16 protein-coding genes and 1 pseudogene are annotated in these 21,927 nt (G+C 62.9%); 8 read left to right on the top strand and 9 right to left on the bottom strand.

Annotated elements, in window-relative coordinates:
- The first annotated feature begins 14 nt into the window (after positions 1 to 14).
- The 4 genes from AXW84_RS21850 to AXW84_RS21835 all read left to right on the top strand — a co-directional run bounded on the left by AXW84_RS21850 (position 15) and on the right by AXW84_RS21835 (position 4,987).
- Positions 15 to 1,790, top strand: coding sequence for a sensor histidine kinase (locus AXW84_RS21850; RefSeq protein ID WP_068238432.1), 1,776 nt, complete (start codon positions 15 to 17; stop codon positions 1,788 to 1,790).
- 146 nt (positions 1,791 to 1,936) lie between these two features.
- The gene (locus AXW84_RS21845; RefSeq protein WP_068238431.1) at positions 1,937 to 2,761 is read left to right on the top strand and encodes a HAMP domain-containing protein; all 825 of its coding nucleotides are present in this window, start codon (positions 1,937 to 1,939) and stop codon (positions 2,759 to 2,761) included.
- A 99-nt stretch (positions 2,762 to 2,860) separates the two neighbouring features.
- Positions 2,861 to 4,114, top strand: a complete 1,254-nt coding sequence (locus AXW84_RS21840; protein ID WP_068238429.1) for a cation:proton antiporter — start codon at positions 2,861 to 2,863, stop codon at positions 4,112 to 4,114.
- Positions 4,115 to 4,339: 225 nt separating this feature from the next.
- Positions 4,340 to 4,987 carry a hypothetical protein gene (locus tag AXW84_RS21835; RefSeq protein ID WP_068238427.1) on the top strand — a complete coding sequence of 216 codons (648 nt, stop codon included), beginning with the start codon at positions 4,340 to 4,342 and terminating at the stop codon, positions 4,985 to 4,987.
- Here the strand turns inward: AXW84_RS21835 and kdpC are convergent.
- From kdpC to AXW84_RS21820, 3 genes are read right to left on the bottom strand one after another with little or no spacing between them, the layout of a single operon-like run.
- Complete coding sequence (gene kdpC / locus AXW84_RS21830; protein WP_068238426.1) at positions 4,984 to 5,547, bottom strand: potassium-transporting ATPase subunit KdpC; 564 nt, start codon at positions 5,545 to 5,547, stop codon at positions 4,984 to 4,986. The genes AXW84_RS21835 and kdpC overlap by 4 nt on opposite strands.
- 30 nt (positions 5,548 to 5,577) lie before the next feature.
- On the bottom strand, positions 5,578 to 7,290 hold the full coding sequence (gene kdpA, locus AXW84_RS21825; RefSeq protein ID WP_068238424.1) for a potassium-transporting ATPase subunit KdpA: 1,713 nt from the start codon (positions 7,288 to 7,290) through the stop codon (positions 5,578 to 5,580).
- A 51-nt stretch (positions 7,291 to 7,341) separates the two neighbouring features.
- Entirely contained in the window at positions 7,342 to 8,700 is a 1,359-nt protein-coding gene (locus AXW84_RS21820; RefSeq protein ID WP_068238422.1) for an outer membrane beta-barrel protein, read from the bottom strand.
- A gap of 360 nt (positions 8,701 to 9,060) precedes the next feature.
- Here AXW84_RS21820 and AXW84_RS21815 point away from each other — a divergent pair, with 360 nt between their 5' ends.
- Positions 9,061 to 11,040 carry a KUP/HAK/KT family potassium transporter gene (locus AXW84_RS21815; RefSeq protein WP_082774044.1) on the top strand — a complete coding sequence of 660 codons (1,980 nt, stop codon included), beginning with the start codon at positions 9,061 to 9,063 and terminating at the stop codon, positions 11,038 to 11,040.
- Between the two features lie 79 nt (positions 11,041 to 11,119).
- Here the strand turns inward: AXW84_RS21815 and AXW84_RS21810 are convergent, their stop codons facing one another.
- From AXW84_RS21810 to AXW84_RS21800, 3 genes are all read right to left on the bottom strand, one after another.
- The gene (locus AXW84_RS21810) at positions 11,120 to 13,156 is read right to left on the bottom strand and encodes a KUP/HAK/KT family potassium transporter (protein ID WP_071892409.1); all 2,037 of its coding nucleotides are present in this window, start codon (positions 13,154 to 13,156) and stop codon (positions 11,120 to 11,122) included.
- A 28-nt stretch (positions 13,157 to 13,184) separates the two neighbouring features.
- The gene (locus AXW84_RS21805) at positions 13,185 to 14,948 is read right to left on the bottom strand and encodes a HAMP domain-containing histidine kinase (RefSeq protein WP_068238420.1); all 1,764 of its coding nucleotides are present in this window, start codon (positions 14,946 to 14,948) and stop codon (positions 13,185 to 13,187) included.
- Positions 14,949 to 15,160: 212 nt separating this feature from the next.
- Positions 15,161 to 16,513, bottom strand: coding sequence for a sigma-54-dependent transcriptional regulator (locus tag AXW84_RS21800; RefSeq protein WP_068238417.1), 1,353 nt, complete (start codon positions 16,511 to 16,513; stop codon positions 15,161 to 15,163).
- A 571-nt stretch (positions 16,514 to 17,084) separates the two neighbouring features.
- On the opposite strand from AXW84_RS21800, the pseudogene AXW84_RS26080 reads away from it, so the two are divergent.
- The 3 genes and pseudogenes from AXW84_RS26080 to AXW84_RS21785 all read left to right on the top strand — a co-directional run.
- A pseudogene (locus AXW84_RS26080) lies at positions 17,085 to 17,180 on the top strand (IS5/IS1182 family transposase); the annotation flags it as partial.
- A gap of 699 nt (positions 17,181 to 17,879) precedes the next feature.
- Positions 17,880 to 18,221, top strand: coding sequence for a hypothetical protein (locus AXW84_RS21795; RefSeq protein WP_068238415.1), 342 nt, complete (start codon positions 17,880 to 17,882; stop codon positions 18,219 to 18,221).
- Positions 18,222 to 18,477: 256 nt separating this feature from the next.
- Positions 18,478 to 19,440: a DDE-type integrase/transposase/recombinase gene (locus AXW84_RS21785; protein ID WP_068238412.1), complete on the top strand. Its 963-nt coding sequence runs from the start codon at positions 18,478 to 18,480 to the stop codon at positions 19,438 to 19,440.
- Between the two features lie 48 nt (positions 19,441 to 19,488).
- Here the strand turns inward: AXW84_RS21785 and AXW84_RS21780 are convergent, their stop codons facing one another.
- From AXW84_RS21780 to AXW84_RS21770, 3 genes are all read right to left on the bottom strand, one after another.
- A complete protein-coding gene (locus AXW84_RS21780; RefSeq protein WP_068238410.1) occupies positions 19,489 to 20,283 on the bottom strand; it encodes an SDR family oxidoreductase in 795 nt (264 codons plus the stop codon).
- Positions 20,284 to 20,383: 100 nt separating this feature from the next.
- The gene (locus tag AXW84_RS21775) at positions 20,384 to 21,319 is read right to left on the bottom strand and encodes a helix-turn-helix domain-containing protein (protein WP_068238408.1); all 936 of its coding nucleotides are present in this window, start codon (positions 21,317 to 21,319) and stop codon (positions 20,384 to 20,386) included.
- 216 nt (positions 21,320 to 21,535) lie between these two features.
- Positions 21,536 to 21,772, bottom strand: a complete 237-nt coding sequence (locus tag AXW84_RS21770) for an acyl carrier protein (protein WP_068238406.1) — start codon at positions 21,770 to 21,772, stop codon at positions 21,536 to 21,538.
- Positions 21,773 to 21,927: the final 155 nt, after the last annotated feature.

Here is a 21,927-nt window from a genome sequence, read left to right as displayed (position 1 = left end):
GAGCGCAACCCGACGTGAACCTAAAAACCCTTATTACGCTCGGCTTCGTGGCGATGCTGGCTTTGCTGCTGGGCTTGGGCGGCTACGCCTACTACACCGTGCACCGGCTGGACCGCGGCTCGCGCGACGTGCTCAAGGAGAACTTCTACTCCGTGGAGCTGGGCCAGCAGATGCAACGGGCCCTCGACCAGATGGAAACCACGCCCAACGTGCCCACGGGCCTACCGCGCTTCCGCCAAAGCCTAGTGCGCGAGGCCGGCAACATCACGGAGACGGGCGAAAAGGAGCTAGTGGACAGCTTGATTCAGAACCAGTCGGATTTCCAGCGCCTGCTCGATGCCGGGGCCCCCGCCGCCGCCCGCGCCCCCACGCTGGACCTGCTGCGCCGGCAAACCTACCGCATGGTGGCCCTGAACACCGCCGCCCTGACCCGCAAAAACGAGCTGGCCAACGTGAACGCCACCCAGGCCGGGCGCTACCTGGTGGCCTTTGTGGTGATGAGCCTGCTGCTGGGCCTGATGTTTGTGCTGAGCGTGCCCGAAGCCGCCGTGGGGCCCCTGCGCAAGCTCACCCAGAGCCTGGAGCACGCCACGGACAACAACTTCACGGCCACCATTCCCATTGAGCACAGCAACGAATACGGGCGGGTGGCCCGGGCCTTCAACCAGATGCTGGTGCAGCTGCAGGAGTACCGCAGCTCGACGCTGGCGGAACTGATAACCGAGCGCAACCGGGCGGCCAGCATCGTGAGCGGGCTCGATGAAGGCCTGCTGTTATTGGATGAGCACCGCTGCATCATCCTGGCCAACCCGGTGGCCTGTGCCCTGCTCAGTCGGCCGGTGGAGCAGCTCGTGGGCCAGTCCGCCGCCGCCGTGGCGCAGGAAAACGACCTAATGCAGGAAATCCTGCGCCCGCTGGAGGTGCAGGCGGCTCGCCGCGAGCAGGCCGTGGCCGATGCCCCGCTGCTGCGCATTGTGCAGCAAGGCGAGGAAGCATACTACCGCCTCGCGGTGCAGGAGCTGGTTTCGTTCAACGAAGCGCTGAACAAGAACGAATTCGTGGGCCAAATTCTAACCCTGCGCAACGTATCGGACTACAAGAAGCTCGACCAAGTGAAGTCGAATTTCCTAGCTACGGTGTCGCACGAGTTGAAGACGCCGCTGTCCAGCATCAACCTCAACACCAAGCTGCTGCAGGACGAGCGCCTGCCCGCCGACGAGCGGCAGCGCATCACGGGCCACATCCGCCAGGAAACGCAGCGCCTGCAGCGCATGGTAGGCGAGCTGCTCGACGTCTCGCGCCTCGATGCCGGCACGGGCATCCAGCTCGAAGTGCGCCCTACCCCCCTGGCCGAAGTAATGGGCTTCGCCACCGCCACCGTGCAGCCCCAACTCGACGACAAGCAGTTGCGCCTTGACCTGCAACTAGCCCCGGACCTGCCCACCGTGCGCGCCGACGTGGAGAAAACCACCTGGGTGCTCATCAACCTGCTGGCCAACGCCATCCGCTACTCGCCCCGCGGCGAATGCCTAACCGTGCGCGCCGCCGTGGCGGGTACCTTCGTGCAGGTGAGCGTGCAGGACCGCGGGCCGGGCATTGCGGCCGAGCACCACGACAAAATCTTCCAGCGCTTCGCCCAACTGCCCGACAAGGCTGGCTACCGCGGCGGCTCGGGCCTGGGCCTGAGCATTGCCCGCGAGTTCATCACCACGCAGGGCGGGCGGCTGTGGGTCGAAAGCGAGCTGGGCAGCGGCAGCACGTTTCACTTTACCCTGCCGGTGGCCGGGTAGCGCCAAAAAAATGGGCGTGCTGAGCTTGTCGAAGCAGCTCTCCCGCGCAAGTAATCCAACGGGCTCGGCGAAGTGGTAGAGCTGCTTCGACAAGCTCAGCACGCCCTACTCACTTTACTAATTCTACCCTTTAATCCCTCATTGCCATGCAAGCCACCATCAAATCCAAGCTCACGCTCGGTCTGGGCTTTCTGTTCCTGATAATCCTGCTGCTGAGCGGGGTTGGGACGTATTTTCTGTACCAGATTTCGCGCAGCGCTGAGGCTACGCTGCGCAACAACTATCGCTCGGTGGCCTATGCCCGGGAGCTGGCCGACGCGTTGGCCGACCTGCGTGACGCCCGCCTGAGCGCCGGTGCTAATGCAAATCCGGCCGCCGCTCGGGCACGCCTGGCATTTGAGCAGTCTCTGATGGCTGAGCAGCGCAACATTACCGAGCCCGGGGAGGGGCCGCTGGCCGATTCGCTGGCCACCGGTTTCCGGCAGCTGGTGGCAGCGGCCCCGGCTTCGGCGGTGGCGCAGGTTGCCTACCAACAGCTACGCCGCCAGTCGGCCCGCGTGGCGGCCCTGAACCTGCACGCCATCGAGCAGCAAAGCCAGCGCACCCGGCAAATTGCCAACCGCACCATCACCACGCTGGGCTTGCTAGCGGCGTTGGGCATCCTGGCTACATTTTCGTTCATCTTCTCGTTTCCCGACTACGTGACGAAGCCGGTGGAAGAGCTCACCGCCGGCATTCGCCGCTTGGCGGCCGGCGATTACAGCCAGCGCCTGCCCGTGCCCGCCTACCAGGAATTTGCTGGGGTCGCCACGGCCTTCAACGACATGGCCCAAAAGCTGGAAAACTACGAAACCCCCGATGGCACGCCCCGCCTCGAAACCGACGGCGCCCTGGAACGCACGACCGTGCACCGGCGGCCCGGCGCGGCAGCGGCTCCGGCCCCGAATGCGGATGGGCGCCCGGGCGTGTAAGGGCTTTAAAAAAGCCTATTTCTAGCCTTAAACGGGCCGTCAAGCATCCTGCTTCGGGCGCTGGACTGCTCGCAAAATAGTTACTCCGCCGACCTGCTTATGGAGCTGTACTCCACGTTTTCGCTGCTGCTGGTGGTGGCGGCTTTTTTCGCCTACCTCAACCACCGGTTCCTGCGCCTGCCGCCCACCATCGGGCTGATGGCGCTGACCTTACTCTCGTCGCTGGGGCTGGTGGGGTTGGGGCGGCTGGGCGTGCCGGCCGTGCTACGGGTGGTGGAGATGGTGCGCACCATCGACTTTCATACCGTGCTGATGCAGTACATGCTGAGCTTTCTGCTGTTTTCGGGGGCCATGCAGCTCGACACGCGCAGCCTGGGGCGGCAGCGCACGCCGGTGGTGCTGCTGGCCACGCTGGGCACCCTCATTTCAACCCTGATGGTGGCCTGCGGGCTGTATTTGGTGCTGCCGCTGTTCCGGCTGCCGCTCGATTTTATTTACTGCCTGTTGTTTGGCAGCCTCATTTCGCCCACCGACCCGGTGGCCGTGCTCGGCATCCTCACCAAAGCCGGCCTGCCCAAAGCCCTGGAAACGGAAATCGTGGGCGAGTCGCTGTTCAACGACGGGGTGGGCGTGGTGCTGTTTGCCACGGTGCTGTCGGTAGCCGTGGCCGGGCCCGCGGCCTTCGACCCCGTTCAGGCCCTGGCCCTGCTGCTGCGCGAGGCGGCGGGTGGGCTGGGGCTGGGCGCGTTGCTCGGCTACGCGGGCTTCCGGCTACTGCGTAACGTGAACAACTACAAGGTCGAAGTGCTGCTCACGCTGGCCATCGTGACGGGGGGCTCGGCTTTGGCGGCGCGGCTGCATACGTCGGGGCCACTGGCCATGGTCGTGGCCGGCCTCATCGTGGGCAGCCAGCAGGGCCGCCGGGCCATGTCCGACGAGACGGAGGACTACGTGGACAAGTTCTGGGAGCTGATTGACATGGTGCTCAACGCCCTGCTGTTCGTGCTCATGGGCCTGGAAATGCTGGTACTGCGCATCAGCGGGCAGTACGTGGCGGCAGGGCTGGCCGTGGTGGCACTGGTGCTGCTGGCCCGGCTCGTGTCGGTGAGCATCCCGCTGAGTTTTCTGCGGCGGCGGCGGGCTTTTTCCGAGTTCAGCCTGGCCATGCTCACCTGGGGCGGCCTGCGCGGGGGCATCTCCGTGGCGCTGGCCCTGAGCCTGCCGCCCACCATGCCGCGCGAGCTGCTGGTGGGTATCACCTACGTGGTGGTCGTGTTTTCCATCCTCGGGCAGGGCCTCACCATCGGCCCGCTGGCCACGCGGCTGCAGCGCGGCCTGAGCAAGCAGCAATGAGAGATGGAAAATGAGAAAGGAATAAATAAGGCCGTTCCCTCATGCAGAGCGCAGTCGAAGCGTGCCTACCCCAAGAGTAATCAAGCAACAACAACGATTGAATTAGTTGCGCGGTAGAGATGCTTCGACTACGCGGACGCCAGATGAGCATGACGGCCACGAGCCGGCCACGAGCCGGGCACTAATCGTTATCACTGACCACTAATCATTGACCACTAAAAGATAATGCTGCCTTACACCTTTGTTACGCCCCGCACGGCCCATTACTACAGCCTCGGCGAGCAGGGGCCCGGCATCCAGCACCTGTGGGTGTGCCTGCACGGGCACGACCAGCCCGTGGCCGCCCTGGCCGCCCAGCTCGTGAACCTCGACACGCCCGAGCGCCTGCTTATTCTGCCCGAAGCCCTCTCGCGCCACGCCCGCCCCGAAACCTCCGACCGGTCCTTCGATGCCCTCGGCGTGTGGTTTGCCCCGCATTCGGTGGACGAGGATTTGGCCGACGTGACCGCCTACCTCGACGGCCTCACCGACGCCATCCGGGCGCACTGCCCGGCGGGCACGCCCGTCACGGTGCTCGGCTACGGGCACGGCGCGGCGGCGGCCGTGGGCTGGCTGGCCGAAAACCACCTGGTGTTCGAGCGGCTGATTCTGTACGCGGCCGTGCTGCCGCCCGAAATCGACCGGCGGGCGCTGTTTGCGGCCCTGCCGGCGCGGCCCATCGTGGTGGTGGCCACCACCACCGACGGCCGCGCCTTGGTGCAGGACCTGCTCGACGCCGGCCAAACCGCCCGCCTCAGCTACGCCGACGAAGGCCCGCTGACCCTGGCCGCCCTCGGCGCGGGCGGCGAAGCCAGCGGCCGGCGGGGCCGCTAGGGCCGTTGCGCGTCCATCGCCAGGTTCAGCCGGATCACGTTCACGTGGGCGGGTCCCATAAAGCCCAGCCACGGCTGCTCCACTAAGGCATCCACCAGTGTTTTCACCTCCGCGGGCGGGAGCTTTCGGGCGGCGGCCACTCGGGCCACCTGCGCGTAGGCGCCCGCCGGCGAAAGGTCGGGGTCGATGCCGGAAGCGGAGGCCGTGACCAGCTCCGTAGGCACCTGCCCGCGGTGCAGAACCGGGTTTTGACGCAGCAAGGTGTCGAGCCGGGCCCGCACTGCAGCCTGAAAATCGGGGTTGGACGGGCCGGCGTTGGAAGCACCGGTGGCGGCCGCGTTGTAGTCCACGGCCGAGGGGCGCCCGTGGAAATAGCGGGCCTGCGTGAACTTCTGGCCGATGCGCTCGAAGCCCACCACCCGGCCCCGCACGACCACCGGCGAACCCGCCGCCGTACCCGGCACCAGCCGGCCGATGGCCCACAGCACCCCCGGAAACACAAAGCCAAACGTGAGCAGCAACAAGCCGCTTAGCAGCACGGGACGCAGCAAATGAATCATGAGCGTAACAGAAAGAAAGGGTAAAACGGATTAACGATTGGCGAAAAACTCGGCTAGGGGCCCCAGCGCCAGCGCCGGGAAAAACAGCAGCGCCCCCAGAATGCCGATGACCACGACCAGCAGCACGGCAAACGTGAAGCTTTCGAGCCGGATGCCGCCCACGCTTGGCGGCGTGTAGGGCTTGGCCCGCAGGCCCGCGCCCAGCACCAGCGCCCCGATGATGGGCACGAAGCGCCCGCTGAGCATGGCCAGGCAGGGCACCAGGTTCCAGAACGGGGTGTTGCTGCCCAGCGAGCCGTAGCCCGAGCCGTTGCCCGCGGCGGCCGAAACAAACTCGTAGAGCATGGCCGTGAAGCCGTGGCTGCCAGGATTACCGAGCCACTTCAGCGAGTTGGCGGCGTCGGGGGTGCGCTGATACACCCAGGCGGCCACCGCGGTGCAGGCCAGCACCACTACCGGCTGCGCCACGGCCACCAGCGTGGCCAGCTGCATCTCGCGGGCTTCCACCTTCTTGCCCAGCAGCTCGGGGGTGCGGCCCACCATCAGGCTGCCCACGAAGGCGGCGATGACGAGGTAGATGAGGAAATTGAGGAAGCCCGTGCCCAGGCCGCCAAAAAAGGCGTCAATCTGCATCAGAAGCATGAACGGGGCCCCGGCCAGGGGTGCGAAGCTGTCCTGCGCGCCCGCCAGCGTACCAGCCGGAATGGCCATGTTGAAGGCATTATAGAACGCGGTATGGAACACGCCGAAGCGGATTTCCTTGCCCTCCAGGTTGCCGGCCGCCGCCGGGTCGAGGCCCAGCGCATTCAGGAAGGGCGTGCCGTGCATTTCGGCGGCGACGGCCGGCACTAACAGCAGCAGCAGTCCGGCCGTCATCACCCCGAACACCATGCGCGCAAACCGCGGCTGCCGCAGGTAGTAGCCCAGCATAAACACGAAGGCCATCGGCGTGAGCAGCACAGCCACGTGGTGCAGGGCGAAAGCCGCGAAGTTGGGCGTTTCGAACGGGTGCGCGCAGTTCGGCCCGAAAAAGCCGGCCCCGTTCGAGCCCAGCTCTTTGATAGCGAGCAGGGCCGCCACCGGCCCCCGCGCCACCGTGCCGGCCGCGCCTTCGAGCGAGGTGTAGGCCGCCGCGCCCTCAAACGTCATCGGCACGCCCGTGAGCAGAAACAGCACCGAGAACACCAGGCACAGCGGCAGCAGAATCAGCACGCAGGAGCGCACCAAATCCTGGTAGAAGTTGCCCACGTTGGTCGATTCGCGCCCGCCCAGGGCCCGCACCACGGCAATGCCAGCGGCCAGGCTGGTACCCGCGCTCACGAACTGCAGGAACGTGAACACCGCCATCTGAGCGAAGTACGAGGCCCCGGTTTCGCCCGAATAGTGCTGGGCGTTGGTGCTGGTGAGGAAGCTCACGCCCGTGTGCAGGGCCTGCGGGAAGCTCATGGCCGGAATGTGGTCCGGGTTCCAGAAGGGGAGCTTGTCCTGCACCAGCAGCACCAGCACGGCCCAGACCAGCCACACGGCGTTCACGCCCAGCAGCGCCAGCGTGTACCGCTGCCAGGTCATGCCCTGCTCCGGGTTGAGGCGGGCGAGGCGGTAAAAGCCCCGTTCCAGCGGGGTAAGAAAGTGCAGCCAGGTGCGCTCGCCGGCGTACACGCGGGCCATGTAGCAGCCCAGGGGCCAGGCCAGCAGCACGGCCAGGCCGAAGAGCAGGGCAGCGGTGAAGATGTTGAGAAGCATATGCGTTGAAAGAATGTACAAAGGCCCGGCGCGGGGGTGAGGTTACTCGGATTAGAAATGCGCAATCAAATCCAGCGCCCCGATGAGCTGGTCGCGGCGGGTGCCCTTGTCGTAGGCCCGCAGCCCGTCCGCGTAGGCGTGGTCGTAGCGCACCTCGGGCCGGAACGTAAATAGGCCGCCCGCGAAGTGCTTGATGTAGCCGATGGTGTGGCTCGAATACACCGTTTTATTGCCCGTGCGTTGCCCGTCGATGTCGTTCAGCACATCGTTGCGGACGGACAGGTAGCTGGTCGGGGACAGCAGCACCTGGAGGTAATTGACGGCCGCCACCGAGTTGGAGCGGCCCGGAATGAGGGCGCCCGCGCCGGAGCCGGCCCAGGGCTGATCCGGCCCGTCGATGACGGTGCCGCCGGCCAGCGCGTCGTACTGCCAGAGGTAGTAGGCCTCGGTCATCATGTGCACGCGGGGGCCGAAGCGGTGGCCCCAGGTAGCCACTACCATCTGCACGTTGTCGTGGTCCTTCGAGTAGCTGCCCTCGCCCAGCGAATTGATGCCGCCGAAAACGGAATTGTTGTTGTTGCGGGCCACCCAGCGCACGAAAGCCTGGCCGTTGAGCTTGGCCGATTCGCTCCAGGGCACCAGCTCGTTGCCGGCGTGGGCACCCAGCTCCACGGTCACCTGGGGCGAGAGGCGCAGCGCGGCCAGCGCGCCGGTGAAAGTGAACGGGTCGTAGCTGAACGTGAGCGAGTGGCTGAACAGGTAGTTGTCGGGCGCGAGCTGGGCCTCGATGTCGGGCGGCGAGATGTAGCGGCCCACCCGCAAGGTCAGGCCCTGGGCCACTTTCGGCACGTAGAGCGTGACATACTGCTCGATAGGGTCGAAGCCGTACAGGTTGTTTTTCTTCAGCAGCGGGTCGCTCACCAGGCCCTTGGCCAGGGTGTAGCGGTAGTCGATGCCGTACATGAACGTGGAGCGAAACCCCCAGTCCACGTGGTCAGTCTGCACCGTGTTCATCGGGCGCTCGAAGCGCAGCACGGCCTGGTCCAGCACCAGCTTGTTGGGTTGAATGTTGTAGGCCACCGGAATGTTGGAGTTCTTCGAGGTGCTGGCCGAAAACGACGGATTGACCCAGCCGTATACCCGGTAGCGGCTACTGGCCTGGCCGCCCAGGGCCTTTTGCAGCGGGTAGACCGATGTGCGGTCGGGGGCACCGATGACGGGGCCAATCCATTCCCCGCTCGGAAACGGCAGCGCGGGCAGGGGTTGCGGCAAGGCCCGGCCGTTGGCGGTGCGGGCGGTGTCGGAAGCGGTTGGAGAGGGTGGGTTGCCGCCGCCCGTGCCAATGGGGGATGCCTGGCCGGAAGCAAGGGTGGCGCCCAACAGCAGGGCACCGGTAATAACTGCTTTCATGAAAACAGGGAATGATTGAGTGGAACGGGATGCCGGTTTTCCGAGGCGGAGACGGCGTTTTCTATTCTTCCACTACGCTCACCAACGACTGTACCAGCCCCGCTAAAAGCCGTTGAAAGGCCACTATCCGGCGGGCAGGCGTCTTGCCCGCTAGCGTTTCGCTAGGGGCTTGGTTCAAAACGCTAGTGCGCTACTTTCGCGCGTTACTTCTCGCCTACTGCCAGGTTGGCCGCCCGGATATTCTAAAAATGACCGAGAATACCGCAAACCCAACTTTAGTTCTCGCGTACCCATGTTGGCGTCCGCTCGCCATCCGCACCACGAGCCGCTGCTCCTGCAACCGGGCCCATTTTCGCCTCTATGCCAACTAGCATTCCCGCCCTGACCGCGGCGGTCCCATCGGCCCACGCCAACCCGCTTTCCCGCGCCTCCGCCGCCGGTACGCTCATTGCCCTCGGCATCGTGTACGGCGACATTGGTACTTCGCCGCTCTACACCGTGCGCGGCGTGTTCGTGAGCCGGCCCGTGACGGAGGACGTGGTGCTCGGCACCATTTCCGCCATTCTCTGGACGCTCACGCTGCTCACCACCGTCAAATACGTCTTCATTGCGCTAAAAGCCGATAATAATGGCGAGGGCGGCATCCTGGCCCTGTTTGCCCGGCTGCGGCGGCTGCGGGTGAAGTGGCTGTACCTGGCCGCCATCATCGGCGCGGCGGCCCTGCTGGCCGACGGCATCATCACGCCGCCCATCTCGGTGGCCTCGGCCATTGAGGGCCTGCGCATCCTCAAGCCCGACCTGAACACGGTGCCCATCGTCATCGTCATTCTGGTGGGCCTGTTTGCGTTTCAGCAGTTCGGCACGGCCATCATCGGCAAGTTTTTCGGACCGGTGATGGTGCTCTTCTTCTCCATGCTGGCCGTGCTCGGTTTCAAAGAGCTGATTCATGATTTCAGCATTCTGCGGGCGCTGAACCCGTACTACGCCGTGCACATGGTGACGCGGGTGCCGGGCGCGTTCTGGCTACTGGGCTCGATATTCCTGTGCAGCACCGGGGCCGAGGCGCTCTACGCCGATATGGGCCACGTGGGCCGGCCCAACATCTACGTGTCGTGGACGTTCGTCAAAATCTGCCTCGTGCTCAACTACCTGGGGCAGGGGTCCTGGCTGCTGCGCCACCTGGGCGCGCCGCTGGGCGAGCAGAATCTGTTTTTCCTGATGATACCGCCGGCGCTGCTGCTGCCGGCCATCGTCCTATGCACGCTGGCCACCATCATTGCCTCGCAGGCCCTGATTTCGGGCTCGTTCACGCTCGTCATTGAGGCGCTGCGGCTGCACTTCTGGCCCAAGGTGCGCATTTCTTATCCCACTGAATTGCGCGGGCAGGCCTATGTGGCCTCGCTCAACTGGCTGCTGTGCGCCGGCTGCATCGGGGTGGTGCTGCTGTTCCGGGAGTCGGGCAAGATGGAAGCGGCCTTCGGTCTGGCTGTCACCATCACCATGCTCATGACCACCGTTCTGCTGGCCTTTTACCTGCGCCTGCGCCGTACCAGCCCCGTCTGGATTTTCCTGCTGCTCGGCGTATACTTCACCGTGGAAGGCTCTTTCCTGGTGGCCAACCTGGCCAAATTCACCCACGGCGGCTGGCTGAGCGTCCTGCTGAGCGTGCTGCTGCTGACCGTGATGGTGGCCTGGATTCAGGGCCAGCGCATCCGCAACGACCTCACCGAACTGGTACCGCTGGCCGACTACCTGCCGCTGCTCCAGGAGCTGAGCAACGATGAGTCGGTGCCCAAATTCGCCACCCACCTGGTGTACCTCACCAAGTCGGCCGACAGCTCGCAGCTCGAAAACGGCATCGCCCACTCCATCTTCAAAAAGCGCCCCAAGCGCGCCGACGTGTACTACCTCGTGCACGTCGACACCACCGACGACCCCTACACCCGCTCCTACCACGTCACGCACGTACTGCCGCAGGAGCTGGTGCGCATCGACATCCGACTGGGCTTCCGCGTCGACCCCGCCATCAACTACATGTTCCGCCAAATTGTGGGCGACCTGGTCAAAAACAAGGAAATCGACATCACCTCGCGCTACGAAAGCTTGCGCGAACAGGACGTGGTGGGCGACTTCCAGTTTGTGCTGCTCAACAAAACCGTGCCCTACCAGCACTTCCTGCGCGGCTGGAAGCGCATGGCCCTGCGCCTGCACGGCTGGCTGAAGTGGCTGGGCGTGTCGGACCAGGAAAGCTTTGGCCTCGACAACAGCACCTTCACCGTGGAAAACGTGCCGCTGCAAATGCCCCTGCGCCCCGAGTTGGAGCTGGTGCGGGACGCATAAAACGTCAATCAGCAAGTGTTATAAAACGGCCCTGCTTTGGCAAACTTAGCAGAACCGTTTTAATTCAGTCGATAAGTCCCTACACCTTATTGGGCAGCGACTCATCTGCCACGGCAAAATCGGGCACGGGGTCTTGGTCCTGTTCGGGCGCGTCGCGCAGCAGATCGGAGGTATGCGCGGCGGGCTTGATGGTGAGCGGCACCTTTTCAATGGCCACGTCGCTGGTATCGAGGCCAAATAGCGCTTGGTCAGAGATGGCGACGCGGTTGATGAAGAAGTAACCATTCATAATGAACCGCTCTTGCCAGTTCAATTCGTTGTCGTAACTAAGCACTTTTTCCAACACCACAAAGCGAAAATCGCCGGGAATGTGGTGGTGGGCCAGAGAGTCGTAGCGCGAGGTGATGTCGATTTCGCCCTTGGCGCTCATCTCTTCCAGCACCCGCCGAAACAGCATGTTGAGGCGGGGCTGCACCCGAAAGCCCAACTTGAAGTTGATTTTGTAGGCTACGCCCGGCACCAGTTCCTCGACCATGTAACGCGTGGAGTACGGGTCGGTGAGGATGCTCATGTTGATGAACCAGTAGCGGTCGGCCCGCTTGGGCTGCTTGCGGATGATGGAGTACAGAATTTCGCTTTCCAATTCGCCGGCGGCTTTGCTGTGGGTAAGGTACACTAGGTTAGAGGCGTACTTGGCCACCGACGGGTCCGTGCTCAATTCTTGCAGCGTGGGCAAGCTCTCGGCCACCGGCGCCGTTTTGAGCAAACGGTTTTTGATTTCGCGGCCTCTAAATCCGACGTACATCATGAAAATCAATCCCCACTCGAAAACCAGGATGCCGAGCCGGTTCAGCAGCTTGGTGATGTTGGCGATGAGAAACGACGTCTCAACGGTGAAGAACACCAGCATGATGCCCACCACCACCGGCAGGGCCCAGTGCTTCACGCCGCGCAGGTACTGCGAGAGCAAGATGCTGGTCATCAGCATGGCCACCGTGATGGAGAAGCCGTAAGCCGCCGTCATGGCCTCCGACGTTTTAAACCAGAGTTGCACGCACACGCAGCCAAACCACAAGAGCCAGTTGATGCTGGGCACGTAAATCTGCCCGCGCTGGTCGGTGGGAAACAGCACCCGCACCTTGGGCCAGAAGCGCAGGCTCACGGCCTCCGAAATGAGCGTGTAGGAGCCCGAGATGAGGGCCTGCGAGGCGATGATGGTGGCCGCCGTGGCCAGGACGATGAGCGGCACCAGGCCCCACTGCGGAGCAATCATGAAAAATGGGTTTTGGTTGCTGGCCAGTGGCGCGCCCACGTGGCCCATCGTCCAGGCGGCCTGGCCCAGGTAGTTAAGCACGAGCGTGGTTTTCACAAAAACCCACGACGTGCGGATATTCTTGCGGCCGCAGTGGCCCAGGTCCGAGTACAGGGCCTCGGCCCCGGTGGTGCAGAGAAACACGGCCCCCAGCAGCCAGAAGCCCCGCGGATACTCGACCAGTAGCCGGATGGCGTACATGGGGTTGAGCGCGGCCAACACGCCGGGGTGGTGCATGATTTGAAGGATGCCCAGCGTGCCAATCACCGAAAACCACACCAGCATTATCGGCCCGAAAGCGGCTCCGACCACCTTGGTACCAAATTGCTGAAACGCAAACAACAAGCTGATGATGGCAATGACGACGATGACGATGGTTTCCTGATTCAGCGCCGGGTACAGGATTTTTAGGCCCTCGATGGCCGAGGTCACCGATATTGGAGGCGTGATAATGCCGTCGGCCAGCAGCGTGCCGGCCCCAATGATGGCCGGCCACAGCAGCCACCGGCCTCGGCTCTTCACCAGCGAAAACAGCGAGAAAATGCCGCCCTCGCCGTGGTTGTCGGCCTCCAGCGTCAGCAGGATGTACTTGATACTGGTTTGCAGCGTGAGCGTCCAGAAAACGGCCGACACGCCGCCGTACACCAGCAGCTCGCTCACCGGCCGGGGCCCGATGATGGTTTGGAAGACGTAGAGCGGCGAGGTGCCAATGTCGCCGAAAATAATGCCAAGCGTGACCAGCAGGCCCGCCGCCGTGATGCTGCGGGTGTGGATGCTGGTACTCGAAAGCGCAGGAGAAGCCATAAATTAAGGGAAGGTATAGCGGGGCTTGTTAAGCGGCCGCGTGGGCAAGAGGTAAGGTGAAAAAGAAGGTGCTGCCGGTGCCGGGGGTACTGCTCACCCCGAGTTGGCCGCCTTGGCTGGTAATGAACTCGCGCGAAATGCTCAGGCCCAGGCCCGACCCGCCGCGGTGCGGGGCGGCGGCGTCGGGCACTTGCGCGAACCGCTGAAAAATGCGCTGCTGGTATTCCGGGGCGATGCCGGGGCCGTGGTCCTGCACGCTTACCCGCACGGCATCGCCCTGCTCGGTCAGGGCCGCGCTGAGCTTGACCTGGCCCCGGTCGGGAGAATAGCGCACGGCGTTGGCCAGCAGGTTGAGCAGCACCCAGGCCGTCTTTTCGAGATCGGCCCGCACAGCCGGCAGGTCCGCGCCCAGGTCGACGTCGAGCGAAAGGCCCTTAGGGGCCAGCTGCAGCTGCATGGGCCCGGTGGCGTAGCCCACCAGCTCGGCCAGCGAAGTCGAGCGCAGGTTGAGCGGGATGGCACCGGACTCCAGGCGCGCCACGTCCAGCAAATTGGTCGTGAGCCTGAGCAGGCGCTGGTTTTCCTGCTTGAGCGTGGCCACAATCTGCTGCTGCTCTGCATTGATGGGCCCTACCCGCTGGTCCTGCAGCAGCTTGAGGTGAAAGTTGATGGTGGAGAGCGGCGTCTTGAGCTCGTGCGACACGGTGGCCAGGAAGTCCGATTTGGCTTGGTCGAGCTTCTTAAAGTCCGACACGTCGTGCAGGGCCAGGATGGTGCCCACGAATTCCATCTTGTCGAGCGGGGCGTTGAACGATACGGCGTCGTGCACCACCAGCCGGTAGTGCAGCTCCTCGTCCGGGCGCTGCAACGTGAAGGGAATAGGGTTGGCCCCGCGCTGCCGGGCGGGGGCGAGCACATACGGCAGCAGCTGCTGCATGAGCGGGTTGCGCGTGGCCAGGTCATCCGCGGAGGCGCCCACCACCTGGTTTTCGCTCAGCTCCAGTAAGGCGCAGGCTGGCGGGTTAGCCACCAGCACGCGCCGGTCTTCGTCGAGCATCAGCAGGGCCTCGTCCAGGGTCTGCACAATGCTGGCTACGCGGTTGCGCTCGGTCACGAGCCCGCCCAGGTTGCGGGTGCGCACGTCGTTGACGTGTACCAGTAACTGGTTAAACGACGTGGCCACCTGCCCGAACTCGTCGCGGCTTTCCACCGGAATGGTGGCCGAAAAGTCTCCTTGCGTGACGTGAGCGATGCTGGCCGATAGTTTCCGCAGCCCGCTCACCGCCGCTTCGGGCACGCTCAGCACAAAGCCCAGGGCAATCATGATGCTGAGCACGATGAGCACGAGCAGGGTGCGGCCGGCTGCCACGGCTGCGCGGTTGGCTTGCTCGTTTTTGTGGGTGACGGCCTGTAGGTTCAAGTGCACCATGCGGTGGGTTTGCTGCCGCAGCAGGGCCAGGGTTTCGGCGCTGCGCAATGGCTGAAACAGCACCAGACTGTGGGTGAGGCTATCCACTAGGGGCCACTCGCCCGGCTCAGTGATGTTGCCGGCTTCGCGGGTCAGGTCCTCGCGGAAGCGGGGTAGGCCTTCCGAAGCCGCGGGGTGCGCTTCGGCGAGGTCCAGCGCCCGCAGCATGTCTTCGCCCAGTTGCACGGAGTAGAAGTTATCCTGCAGCACGGAGCGGGCATTGCGGTCCAGCTGCTGCACGGTGTAGTGCGCATAGCTGCCCAACACGATGAGCAGCCCGAGCAGGGCCAAAAAGCCCAAGGTAATTTTGGATTTGATGTTCATAACGGCCGAGAACCAACCAGTCTTCGAAAAACAGGCTTACCATTAGCAGGCCGAAGCGTACTAGTTAGCTGTTATTTATTGCAATACCATAACCATCAATTATCTATAGTAAATACGCTCCGTCGAATGCGAACGTCCGCACCCGGCAACCGTATCATTTTGTCCCGGTGGTCGGTCAAAAAGATGCAGCGCGGGGCCTTCAGGGAAGGCCGCTACAGGGCATATTCTAGAATTTTGCGGTACAGCGTCTTCACGCTGATGCCCAGCTGGCGGGCAGCTTCGGCCTTGTTGCCGGCGGTTTCCTGGAGCACCAGCTCAACTTGGCGCTTCTCGACGCCCCGCAGAGAGCGGCCGGCCGGGTCGGGCTCCGTGGCCGCGAAAGGCACGGCCTGAAACTCCGCCGGCAGGGTGTCCACCGTCAGAATTTCCTCGTCGGCCAGAATCACGGCGCGTTCCAGCACGTTCTTGAGTTCGCGCACGTTGCCCCGCCAGTCGTAGTGCAGCAACAGCTGCACAAACTCCGGGTCCATGCCCGTCAGGCGCTTGCGCAGCTTGGCGGCGTAGAGCTGCAAGAAGTGGGTGGCCAGCGGCTCGATGTCGTCGCGCCGGGCGTTAAGCGGCGGCACGGGCACCACAAAAATTGAGAGGCGGTAGTACAAGTCGGGCCGAAAATGGCCCTGGTCGGCCTCCTGCTTGAGGTTGCGGTTGGTGGCGGCCACGATGCGCACGTTCACCCGGGTGGGCTTGGTGTCGCCGAGCTTGGTGAACTCCTGCGTTTCCAGGGCCCGCAGCAGCTTGGCCTGCGCCCCCACTTCGAGTTCCCCGATTTCGTCGAGGAACAAGGTGCCGCCGCTGGCTTCCTCAAACAACCCTTTTTTGTCCACCGCCGCGCCGGTGAAGGCCCCTTTGCGGTACCCAAACAGCTCCGATTCCAACAAATCCTTGGGGAAAGCGCTGCAGTTCAGGGCCACGAATGGCTTGGTGCGGCGCGGGCTGGCGTAATGAATGGCTTGCGCAAACAACTCCTTGCCCGCCCCCGTGGGCCCTTCCAGCAGCACGGCCGCTTCGGTGGGGGCCACCCGCTCCGCCAAGGCCCGGGCCTTGGCCAAAGCCGCGGACGAACCAAGCAGGGAATCGAACCCGAACTGCGCGCCCACTTGCTTTTCTAGGTCGGCGACGCGGCGCTGCAACCGGGCCTTTTCCATGGCGCGGGCCACCACCACAAACAGTTGGTCGTCGGAATCGCCCTTGGTGAGGTAGTCAAAGGCCCCAAGCTTCATCGCCTGGACGCTGGCCGGCACGGTGCCGTAGGCCGTGAGCAAAATCACTTCGATGTCGGGCGCCAAGGCTTTCAGGCGGGGCAAAAGCTCCACGCCGTTGGCGTCGGGCAGCTTCACGTCGCAGAGCACCACCAATACCTCGGCGGCGTGCTGGCTCAATACCTCCAATCCGCGCCGGGCGTCTGCCGCCTGCAGCACGGTGTACCCCTCAAATTCAAGCACCCGCGCCACCACCGCCCGCAGACTAGCTTCGTCGTCAATGAAAAGGATGCTGCCTGCGGACATTAAGTTAGTAAGGGAGGAGTACTTCTAGGGCTGGCAAGATATGGCGCAGGATAAAACCCTTGCTTACTCGTCTAGTTCGGCGCTCGTATTTCGCACATGCGAATCAGCGGGCCGGGATGCGCTGCCTGGCCTTCAAACGGGCGAAAACAACTAAAATAAACTGTTCAATAATCAAGGTACAACAACGGCTTCTTTCGAATGATTAGCGTGAACTCAATCGATAGACGAAAAAAACAACGTTAAGGCCTTCCAGTACTTGAATGCATCACTGTTGGGCCTTTATTGGACTAATTGCTGCTGTTAATCAATTAGTTGTTCCGATTAGGTTCGTTCAAGGCAGTAGGTAATCAGAAGCTTGTCGGGGTAAATTAGGTTGTTCCTGCGCATTGGAGAGCATCAAAACGTGTGGGGCAAGCCAGTTTTGGGCTAAGCCACTGGCTACTCCTTTTCCGCCTAGTTCGACCGAAAAGTCGGATTGCCCCACACGTTTTGATGCCCTCCTTCACCCGTGCGGCCGAGGCCATAGACACGCAGACCGTGCGCACGGGCAGTAATACGGGGCTGTTAATGCTACGACGCCAACAAGCAAGTAGCTGGGCGTAAGCGCCGCATCGCCGTCGATACCCAGGGCCTGCCCTTTGCCGTGCTGGTGCAGACGGCCAGCGTACAAGGCCCCCTGGGCGCGGCCCCGGTGCTGGCCGGGGCAAGGCCAACGCCCCGCAGTCGCAGCTGCTCTGGGCCGCTGGTGGCCACCGCTGCCCCGGCGCTGGGTGATGGCGCACAGTTTTGATTGGATCAGTAGATACCGCCGCGTGGCTGGCCGAGACTGCCAAACCAATCCCCGCGGCCGTGAAGCCGTTATCAACGCCTGTTTTTGTCAGTTGATACTGCGCCAACTAACCAAAGGACCTCCTCCCGAACGCAGCAATTGATGTTCCCAACTCCCGTCTAACACCCCGCAAAATAAAAATGTCTTCTTAATAAAATAATCATGCTAACGGTTGGTTAATCGGTTTTTACGGGCCTACTTGCCCCCGGTTTCGCGGCCTCCCCCCGGTCGTTGCGGCTCCCTACCCCGGGCCCAACCGACGCGCTGCTTCCATTCCCAGCTTTCCTTTCCACCCCGGTCGTTTATGGCACCTCGCCACGGCAATGCTCCTCGTGCTTCCGGCTGCGGCACAGTTGCGGCTGACACCGTTTGGTTAGTCCCAGGCCCGGGGGCAGGCGCCGCTTGCCCGGCGCAAACCCGTTGCCTGTGCGGGCCCCCAACTAACCGCTTTCCGTTTTTTGCTGGTCCAGGGTTGTCGAAAATGCATGTTAACAGGTCGTCGACTATTTGCGTCCGGCGCTTCCTTACGTTCTCTATATGGCCCCTTTTTACGCGCGTACCATTGGTTTTTTCTTAGCAATTGCGCGCCGCGCCGCGCTGGACGGTCCAAAGGGGACGTTGACGGCCTGCTTCATGGGGCATTGTCTTCGGACCAGCACCCTGTTGGTGCTGTTGCTGCTCTTCGCGGTGGGAGCCCAGGCGCAAACCGTTCCGGCGGGGCAGGGCTTGGTGGCCGACGCCACCGAATTGAGTGCCTTGCGCGCATTTTACAACGCCACGGGTGGACCCAATTGGACCACGCGCCCTGGTTGGCTCAAAGGCACCACGTTGGCTGAAGCCGGCAACTGGCCCGGGGTCTGCGTCAGCGGGGGGACGTGACGTACCTCGTAGTTGATGCGGGAAACCTGTCGGGGACGCTGCCCGCCAGCCTGGGCCAATTGACGTACCTGGTAAAGTTGCAAGTCAGCTCCGGGTACTTCACCGGCTCCATCCCCCGCGAGATCGGCCAATTAACCAAGGTGCAAATCCTGAATTTTTCCGGTGATAGACTCACCGGTACCATTCCTGCTGAACTATGTGTATAGTCCCAGCATGTAAGTGGAGGCATTTTCAGTACCGAACTTCGCCAGTACTTATGGGACAAGTACTTCACGGCAGCGCCCGTACAACGCCGGCAGTGCGACGCCGCATCCAGCAAAGTCCGGAAAGCGCGCAAAGCTTAGCGAAACGCCACGGGGTCAATGTGAAAACGGTGACCAAGTGGCGCAACCGCAGCACGACTACAGCCGCGCCGACGGGGCCAAAGCCGGTTTCCACCGTGCTTACCGCCGAGCGGGAAGCGGGCGCGGGCGCTTTTCGCCAGCAGACCCAACCGCCGCTCGATGACGGCCGCTACGCCCTGCAGGAAACCATCCCACCGCGCGCGCGCTCGGCCCTGCACCGCCTGTTTCAACGCCACGGCCTCGGCCGCCTGCCGGCTCCGGAGCCCGCGGAGAAGCAAAAGAAATTTAAGGATTACCCGATTGGCTACCTGCGCGTCGACTTCGCCGAAGTGCCTACCGAAGCGGGTACAGTGTACCGCTTCGCCGCCCTTGACCGCACCAGCAAGCCGGCCTTTGCCGCATGGCACCCCCGGGCCACGAAAATGCTGGCCGCTGACTTTTTGCGGCGGGTGCTGGCCGCCATTCCCTACCCAGTGCCTAAAGTGTTGACCGACAACGGTACCCAATCCGGCACCCTGCCCCGCCGGGCCTACGCCTGGCGGCACATTTTTGACCGTGTCTGCGACGAGCGCGGCATCGAGCACGGCATCGAGCACCGCTTCACCAAGCCCGCCCGTCCGTGGACGAATGGGCAGCGCTTCAACCGCACCTGGAAAGAGGCCACGGTGCGCCAGTACCAGTACCAGTACCAGTGCCAAACCACGGCCCAACTCAATGAGCACCTGCAAGCCTTTTTACTGGCTTACAACTACGGTAAACGGCTTGAGCGGCTACGAGGCAAACCCCCACACGAATTGGTTTGCCAACAATGGCGCTTAACCCCTACTATCTTCATGCGTGACCCCACCCACCTCATGCTGGGACTATACACCTAGCCTTACGTACTGTTTACCAAGTGTTCAGGTGACGGCCCCGCTGCCGCACTACTTCGCCTTTGCGCGGGGTGGCAGCTTGGCCAGCGACTCATTGACGCCCTTGCTGAGCTGGTTCAGAAGCAGGCCCGGCGCAATCCGGCTGGCGTAGCGCAACACGCCGGCCAGGCCCGGATATATCTCCCAGGTGTCTTGCTGCATCCCCTTCACGGCCTCGGCAATCAGCTTGTCGGGGGCCATTAGGTCGCTGTCCTTCACGTCGTCGGCAAACTTGTCGTTCAGTGGGGTTTTCGCGCCCGGTGCCACCAGCTCGAACACCTTTACGGCGGTGCCTTGCAGCTGCACCCGCAGCGACTTGGTGTAGGAGCGCAGCCCCGACTTGGTAGCCCCGTACACCGGAGCCAGCGGAAACGGGGTCAGGGCTAGACCGGAAGTCACGTTCAGGATGGCGGCCGTCGGCTTGGTTTTGAGGTGAGGCAAAAACTGCTGCACCATGCGAATGGGGCCGGCCAGGTTGATTTCGATTTCCCGCGTCACGTCGAGCAGGTCCAGGTCCGGGTCGTTGAGGTTAAGCTTGCGCATCTCGCCCGCATTGTTAATCAAGATGTTGAGCGCCGGAAACCGCGTCGTTACTTCCTGGTAGAGCTGCCGGATGGCGGCCGGGTCGCTCACGTCGCTCCGGAAGGTGTGCACCCCCGTCAGGCTTCGCTGGGCTTGGTCGAGCTTGGCCTGGTCGCGGCCCGTGATGAGCACCGTGTTGCCCATGCCCAGTAGCTGGCGGGCAAATTCGAGGCCCAGGCCGCTGGTGCCGCCGGTGATAAGGATGGTGTTTTTCTGCAAGTCCATGAGCGAAGGTGGCGGTTAGTAAAACAGTGCTAAAGGACCCCAAAGGTCCGACTCGCGCAGCACTGGTTAGTTGCGCCAACCAAACCGATTTTTGCGAAATTCACCCCTGGCCCCGAAAATTTGCGGGCGAAAGCGCGGTCTGCCGCTTGAAAAAATTCGAGAAGTGGGCCACCTCGGCAAAGCCCAGGCTGTCGGAAATCTCGGAGATGTTCCACCGGGTTTGCTTGAGCAGCAGCTTGGCTTCCTGCGTCACGCGGCTCCCGATAATTTCAGTAGTAGTGTAGCCGGTGGTTTCCTTCAGCACCCGGTTGAGGTGATTGACGTGCACCGCCAGCCGGTCGGCGTAGTCTTTGGCCGTGCGCAGCTGCAGTTTCTGCTGCGGCGTTTCGATGGGAAACTGCCGCTCCAGCAGCTCCACAAACAGGGCGGCGACCCGTGCGGCGGCGGTGTGGCTCAGGTGCAGGGCCGAGGCGGGCTGAAGCTTCTGGCCGAAGTGCAGCAGTTCCAGCACGTAGGTGCGCAGCAAGTCGTATTTATAGGCGTAGCCGCCGGCAATTTCCTTGTGCATTTTCCGAAAAATGGCCTCCAGCTCCGCCACGTCCTCGTCGGTTACCGGAAACACCGGGCAACCGCCGGCCCGGAACAGCGGCAGTTCTTCGAGTACGACCCCGCTTTTGGCCGGCAGCAGAAATTCCTCGGTAAAGACGCAGAAATGGCCGGCCTGCTGCTGGTCCAGCGGCTCCCAGTTGTAGGGAACCTTGGGCGTGGCAAACAGCAGCGCATGGCGCTCAATGTCAATTGCTTTATCGGCGTATTCGGCCCGGCTGCGCCCGCTGATGAGGCTGATTTTGTAGTACGCCCGGCGGTCGTAGAGCATGGGCGGCTTCTCGCGCACCCGCCGAAACAGGTCGGCCACGTCGAACACGTTGAAGTGCCCGATTTCCTGCTGGATGCCATCGGGCAGCAGGGCACCGGGCGGGCTGTCGAGCGCCACCGTCAACTCTTGGTAAAACTCGTCCAGGGAAATTGTCTTCATCACCAGCTTGATTTGCGAAATTCAAAGGTAGGACGTGGCTGGGAAGCCGATTGAGTTCAACAAAGAGGACTGGCTTTCGCGGTTGGTAATCTGCTTGCTGTTTTTATTTGTCTCATTCGGTAACGACGCTACTTACGTGATTTGAAGAACAATGCACCACCGCTTGGCTATTTGGCCGGGTCCAAGGGGTATCAAAACGCCGCCCCGCCGAAAGGTTCACGGCGAGGGTAAAGTCCCGGCCCCGGGCGGCAGCTGCCGGTGCAGGTAGGCCACGAAATCGGCAGGGGTGCGCAGGGGCAGCTCGTCGGGGATGGTGAGCCGGAAGCGGCTTTCCACTTCCAGAATGATATCGACCATGTCGAGCGCCTCGAATCCAAATTCGCCCACCAAATCCGAGCCGGGGTGCAGCTGCCGCAACTTGATGCCCTTGCGCTGGCTGATGAGTTGCCGCACCTGCTGCGTGAGGGAGGTAGTGGGGTTCTCGTTACAACAGGGCGGAAAATTACGCTAAGCCTGGACAGGTATTTCCTCTTCATCCTGTTGTTAGCAGAAAGCCTAATCTTCAGAATGCGCAGCCCGCATAACCGCTCGAAGCCCCGCTCGGCAAG

This window comes from Hymenobacter sp. PAMC 26628 (genome assembly GCF_001562275.1).
In the GTDB taxonomy this organism is placed as follows: Bacteria; Bacteroidota; Bacteroidia; order Cytophagales; family Hymenobacteraceae; genus Hymenobacter.
The sequence above is the reverse complement of the archived record's forward strand: the minus strand, read 5'-3'. Positions and strand labels throughout refer to the sequence as shown.

Excerpts from the sequence above, each read along its gene's own strand:
- AXW84_RS21800 (WP_068238417.1), bottom strand. The coding sequence starts at position 16,513 with ATGTCCGCAGGCAGCATCCTTTTCATTGACGACGAAGCTAGTCTGCGG.
- AXW84_RS21840 (WP_068238429.1), top strand. The coding sequence starts at position 2,861 with ATGGAGCTGTACTCCACGTTTTCGCTGCTGCTGGTGGTGGCGGCTTTT.
- AXW84_RS21795 (WP_068238415.1), top strand. The coding sequence starts at position 17,880 with ATGGCCCCTTTTTACGCGCGTACCATTGGTTTTTTCTTAGCAATTGCG.
- AXW84_RS21835 (WP_068238427.1), top strand. The coding sequence starts at position 4,340 with ATGCTGCCTTACACCTTTGTTACGCCCCGCACGGCCCATTACTACAGC.
- AXW84_RS21780 (WP_068238410.1), bottom strand. The coding sequence starts at position 20,283 with ATGGACTTGCAGAAAAACACCATCCTTATCACCGGCGGCACCAGCGGC.
- AXW84_RS21805 (WP_068238420.1), bottom strand. The coding sequence starts at position 14,948 with ATGAACATCAAATCCAAAATTACCTTGGGCTTTTTGGCCCTGCTCGGG.
- AXW84_RS21845 (WP_068238431.1), top strand. The coding sequence starts at position 1,937 with ATGCAAGCCACCATCAAATCCAAGCTCACGCTCGGTCTGGGCTTTCTG.
- kdpC (WP_068238426.1), bottom strand. The coding sequence starts at position 5,547 with ATGATTCATTTGCTGCGTCCCGTGCTGCTAAGCGGCTTGTTGCTGCTC.
- AXW84_RS21775 (WP_068238408.1), bottom strand. The coding sequence starts at position 21,319 with ATGAAGACAATTTCCCTGGACGAGTTTTACCAAGAGTTGACGGTGGCG.
- kdpA (WP_068238424.1), bottom strand. The coding sequence starts at position 7,290 with ATGCTTCTCAACATCTTCACCGCTGCCCTGCTCTTCGGCCTGGCCGTG.
- AXW84_RS21785 (WP_068238412.1), top strand. The coding sequence starts at position 18,478 with ATGGGACAAGTACTTCACGGCAGCGCCCGTACAACGCCGGCAGTGCGA.
- AXW84_RS21810 (WP_071892409.1), bottom strand. The coding sequence starts at position 13,156 with ATGGCTTCTCCTGCGCTTTCGAGTACCAGCATCCACACCCGCAGCATC.
- AXW84_RS21820 (WP_068238422.1), bottom strand. The coding sequence starts at position 8,700 with ATGAAAGCAGTTATTACCGGTGCCCTGCTGTTGGGCGCCACCCTTGCT.
- AXW84_RS21815 (WP_082774044.1), top strand. The coding sequence starts at position 9,061 with ATGCCAACTAGCATTCCCGCCCTGACCGCGGCGGTCCCATCGGCCCAC.